Origin of the sequence: Bartonella senegalensis OS02, from assembly GCF_000312545.1 — a bacterium.
In the GTDB taxonomy this organism is placed as follows: domain Bacteria; phylum Pseudomonadota; class Alphaproteobacteria; order Rhizobiales; family Rhizobiaceae; genus Bartonella; species Bartonella senegalensis.
The window spans coordinates 105101-110513 of the sequence record NZ_HE997544.1; the positions used below are offsets into that span (position 1 = coordinate 105101).

General features: G+C 36.4%; 1 protein-coding gene and 1 pseudogene. One reads left to right on the top strand and one right to left on the bottom strand.

Annotated elements, in window-relative coordinates:
* Window positions 1–468: 468 nt before the first annotated feature.
* The gene (gene lldD, locus BN200_RS07930; protein ID WP_019222031.1) at window positions 469–1614 is read left to right on the top strand and encodes an FMN-dependent L-lactate dehydrogenase LldD; all 1146 of its coding nucleotides are present in this window, start codon (window positions 469–471) and stop codon (window positions 1612–1614) included.
* A gap of 1127 nt (window positions 1615–2741) precedes the next feature.
* On the opposite strand, the pseudogene BN200_RS07935 reads toward lldD, so the two are convergent.
* A pseudogene (locus BN200_RS07935) lies at window positions 2742–5413 on the bottom strand (helicase-related protein); the annotation flags it as partial.

Here is a 5413-nt window from a genome sequence, read left to right on the forward strand (position 1 = left end):
CAATATCTTGTTTATTTTATTCTGTGAAAGGTTTTCTTCATCTTCGTAAGTTTTTTGTGATGAATACTCAATAGGTTATTTATATGACTTTTATGAATTGGAATATGAGATATTTATAGAGCTTATATGAGGAGTGTTGCTTTAAAATTGGAAGAGATGGTTAAAAGAGTCTCTTTTAGAGAGTATTGATTATAAAAAGCCTATCACCTTAATCTTGGATATATCTTAATAAGTTTTGCGTTATAGGTTAGTGATGAAGGCTTCTTACTGTTAGATTCTTAATTTTAAAAAAAGCAATAAAGATATTGTTTTCATCAATGTGTTTTTTTAAATTTCAATCTTAGTTTCTTCCATCTACCGTATGGAGTTTTTGGCAGAACGTCTAAAAGGGTGGAGGAGTGCACTGGTTATTAATTCTTATTAATTTCCGTGTGTCTCATTTTTTATTTAAGAACAGTGGTATTATTTATGATTATTTCTTCAACATTTGATTACCGTAAAGCAGCTAAACGTCGACTTCCTCCCTTTCTTTTTCACTATATCGATGGTGGAGCTTATGCTGAGGAAACGATGCGACGCAATTGTACAGAGCTGCAAACACTTGCTCTACGTCAAAGGATTCTGAGAGAAGTTGGTGAAGTTGATCTTTCAACTAAGATTTTTGGTCAGACACTTGCTTTGCCTATTATACTTGCACCGGTTGGCTTAACGGGTATGTATGCGCGTCGTGGCGAAGTACAATCAGCGCGTGCAGCTGTTGCAAAAGGGATTCCCTTTACCCTCTCCTCTGTTTCAGTTTGCTCCATTGCAGAAGTACAGAAAGCAGTAGGAAGTGCATTTTGGTTTCAACTTTATGTTCTCAAAGATCGCGGTTTCATGCGTGATGTATTAGAGCGAGCATGGGCATCTGGTGTACGCACTTTGGTTTTTACAGTTGATATGCCGGTTCCTGGAGCACGTTATCGTGATGCACATTCTGGAATGTCTGGGCCTTATGCTGGGTTGCGTCGTCTTTTGCAGGCTTTTATCCATCCACATTGGGCTTGGAATGTTGGTATTATGGGGCGTCCACATGATCTTGGAAATGTTTCTACTTATTTGCAAAAGAAGATTGCATTGGACGATTATGTTGGTTGGCTTGGAGAAAATTTTGATCGATCAATTGGTTGGCATGATTTGCAGTGGATTCGAGACTTTTGGAAGGGAAAAATGATTCTGAAAGGTATTCTTGATCCAGAGGATGCACGAGAAGCGACACAATTTGGTGCTGATGGTATTGTTGTTTCTAATCATGGTGGCCGCCAACTTGATGGTGTCTTATCAACAGCACGAGCATTGCCAGCAATTGCAGAGGCTGTAAAGGGTGATTTGACTATTTTAGTAGATTCTGGTGTTCGTTCTGGACTTGATGTTGTACGTATGATAGCACAAGGTGCAGATGCTGTTATGATTGGTCGTGCTTTTGTTTATGCGCTTGCAGCAGCAGGTGAAAAAGGTGTTATGCATCTCCTTGATCTGTTTGCCAATGAAATGCGCGTGGCTATGACGTTAACTGGTGCACGCGCAATTAAAGAGGTGGCACGGGAAAGTTTAGCAAGTACACATACTTTTTGAATAAGGAAAGAAGTGTTCTATATTGTCCTTGAAAAGAGAAGCTTTTTTATAGAAAGGATATATTTTGTCTATTGCATAAACATCTTGGCAGTTGATGCCAAAGCAAAAATATCAAAAGTTTCTCCATAAAATGATAGAAAATATCTAATAACTATAATAATAGAGAAAGAAGGCCTAATAATAATGAAGGCAGAAAAACTATAAATAACACTGCGTGCATCCTTCTCTTCACTTTTTTGATAAAGCTTATTTTAAGGGTAAAAAGGAACAAGCGCTGCCATTAAAGGTACAACAACTGTTGATATAGAAAAAATAGCTATAAGTAATGCCGTAAACATTTTTTCCTCCTGTTTATAAATATCATTTAGGTTTATATTTAATGTATAATTAATTTTTTATTTAATATAATTCATTATTTTAAATATATCAATATGTATTATTTTATCGATTATTATAATAAAAAATGGATTATATTCTGTAGTTGCTATAATATTTATGTTAATTTTATAGAATAAAATCTTATAGGGAGATAATGCTGTCTTGATAAAATACGATTTTACCCAAGGTTTTCTCTTTATTGCGTAGAAGAAAATATGTGTTTTTTAGCAAAGGGTAAAAGCTTAAAGTATTTTAAAGAGTATCTTATTTCGGTGAATAGCCAAAATTTGATTAATTTATTTTAGACCTTACTCTAAAGTGATCAATTTATATAAATTTGTATGCATTGGGTAGGATAGAATATGGGTAGGATGAAATATCTCATGCAAAAATGAGATAAAAGTGTAAAATTCACACTTTGATTTGATGATACAGTAATGTGAGGTAGTGTTTGCATTATTGCTGAATGAAAAGGAAAATTTCTTCTGTCTTTAAATGATGTGCTAGAAATCTAAAAAAATTTAGTCAAGTGACTACACAAAGGTTGCCATATTTTATATATGCTGCTCCTCAATAATGTTATTTCTGCTAAGGAACTGATCATTACCAATTGCGACTTTTAGGAAAAAACAAAGAGATTCATGAAAGGGTCTTTAAATGATCTTTGAGAAACCCTTAAAAACTTTGAAAAAAAAATAAATTGGTGCAAAATTTAGTGTCAAAATATACAAAACCTGCTGGCAAGCTACAATCATATTATACATGTTTTGTGATAGAGCCTCATAGCTCGCATTAGACGCCCAAGCATCACGACTGGTTGAAATACCACAGGAATAAGTCTCAAATAGTTTTTTATCATATTCTTTTTTGTAACCTAAGGCTAAGAAGGCGTTAAAACTGTCATCGCGTTGATCAAGCCAATCACCATGTTTATCTGGTGTAATTATTTTCCAACCTTTTTTGCTCCGTGTAATGCCATCAATGCTTCCAAGAGATTCTATTATCGTAAGCTTCTCTTCTCTTTTAAGATAATCTCCAATATCACGGAAATATATCTTACCACGCTGTTCAGATTCTGGATTTTTAACAAGAATAGAGATAGCTATAGGGGCTCGAGAACCCTCACCAAAAATTCCACCACTTTCTTTTTTACGTTGTTCTCCAGAAGTCCGAGCATCCCCCCGCAAATGGAAAATATAAAGGCTGCTAAATTCCTCAACAAGGCATTTGCGTAAACCGGTCATAGAGTTTGCATCTACAAAACCCGCATTTGTCACAAAACCAATAACACCACGGTCTTTTATACGATCACTAGCCCAACGAATAGCACGAATATAACTATCGTAAAGTCTATTAACATTATTTGCTTTAGATTGAGCAGCATAAGTTTCACTGATACGTTTATCTAATATCGGATAAGGAGTATTCTTTGCATTGTCATTTTCACTTTTTTGTCCAAATGAATAAGGAGGATTGCCAAAGATAACTTTGATATTCAGATTTTTCTGATGTTCTAAATATTCACTGTTCGCTTTAAATAATTTTTGTAGCAGATTTTTCTCTTCAAGCATCCGAAACGTATCAGTTAAACCAATATGCTTAAAGGGAATATACTCGCCTTTCATAAGACTATGATAGGTCGATTCAATGTTAATGGCTGCTATGTAATAGGCTAAGAGAACAATCTCATTGGCATGGATATCATGACGGAATTTATATTCCATATCCTCTGGTTTTATGAGATTGGATTGTAAAAGTCGTGTGATAAAGGTACCAGTACCCGTAAAAGGGTCAAGAATAGAGACACCACGTGATCCTAGGCTCTTTCCAAACTCATTGCGTAACACTTCATCAACGGAATGAATGATAAAATCCACAACCCCAACGGGGGTATAAACAATGCCAAGCCTATCGGTGGTTTTCTTAAATGCTTTGGCAAAAAAATCTTCGTAAAGCTTAATAATAAGGTTTTGTCTTGCTTGGGGGGAGGTAATGCCAGAGGCACGGAATTTCACACTGTCATAAAACTCTTGTAACTCTTTTGATACCTCTTCAATATTGCTTTTATCTAATTCAGCTAAGATCTTTTCCATGGCTTGAGAAATGGCATTGTTTTGCACAAATTCATTGCCATCAAACAAAGCTTCAAACACGGGACGCGTGACAAGATGCTGTGCTAACATCTCAAGTGCTTCCTCTTGTTTGATTTCACTGTTTAAGTTGTTTTTGAGTTCTTTATAAAACCCATCAAAGGCAATGATAGGCTTCACTGGTTTCATCAGAAAGTATCTCTTTAAGACGATTGATATGGTTTTGTGCAATCTCAGCGACATTGCCAGCCCATATGCCCCAATAATCCGCAAGGGTAAATTTCTTAGCCAAAAGGGTTTTAAGGGCATTGGGAAACTCTTTATAAAAGGGTAATCTCATTTGCCCGTTATAACTATGACGGGATTCATAGGCTGCTTTTCCAATATCAAGCCCCGCGCTTTCTGGTCTCTCATAAACATGGATTTTATCTTCAACCGTCGTCATACTCTTTAAGGCTACAATCTCTAAAGTATGACTAACGTCTTGACCTAAAATCATCTGGTTAAGGGTTACTTCAAAGTTCTCATCATGGGAAAGCAAAGCATTGATCACTTGCCAGACAACACTGTATCTTTTGTTGTATTTTAAAGCCTCTTCAGCAGAAATCCCTGCTGGTACCCCAACGGGTAAAATGATATAGCCTCTCTTCTTACCCTTGGCACGGCGCATAATACGCCCCACCGCTTGTATCACATCCACTTGGCTTTTACGCGGGTGTAAAAACATAATGGCATCAAGAGCAGGGACATCAACACCTTCAGAAAGGCATCTTACATTGGTGAGCACACGGCAAGTATTTTCCCCCGCATCTTCCTTTAACCAATCAAGGGCTTCATTGCGCTTCTTGGCACTTTGTGTTCCATCAATATGGGCAAAGGTACACTGAAGAGGGTCGGTCTCTTTATAGAGCCTATGAATATCAGACAATTCTTTCTGTATTTCTTTAGAATTGAATGTATCACGGATACGTTCAGAGGTCTTAATATCTCTACAAAAAGCCAAAGCCCGCCGCATAGGGTTAGGGTCATCACTCAAATCAATCTTCAGATCTATTTTGCTAAGGGCTTGATAACAGCCTATGATCTTGGTTTTATCATCCAGAATAAGTTCATAATTCTCATCGGTCATCAGATGTTGAATGGATTCACTGACTTCCTCTTCATTAACACCTAAAACAATAATCTTATAAGGAACTAAGAGTTCATTCTTCACGGCTTTAGAGAATGTATAGGTATAAAGCTCTTTTCCATAAAGTGCTTCATCATCCATAGACGCAAGAATACCATTCATCTCATGGGCTTGCTTTTTGGCACTATCAGCAAAGATCTTT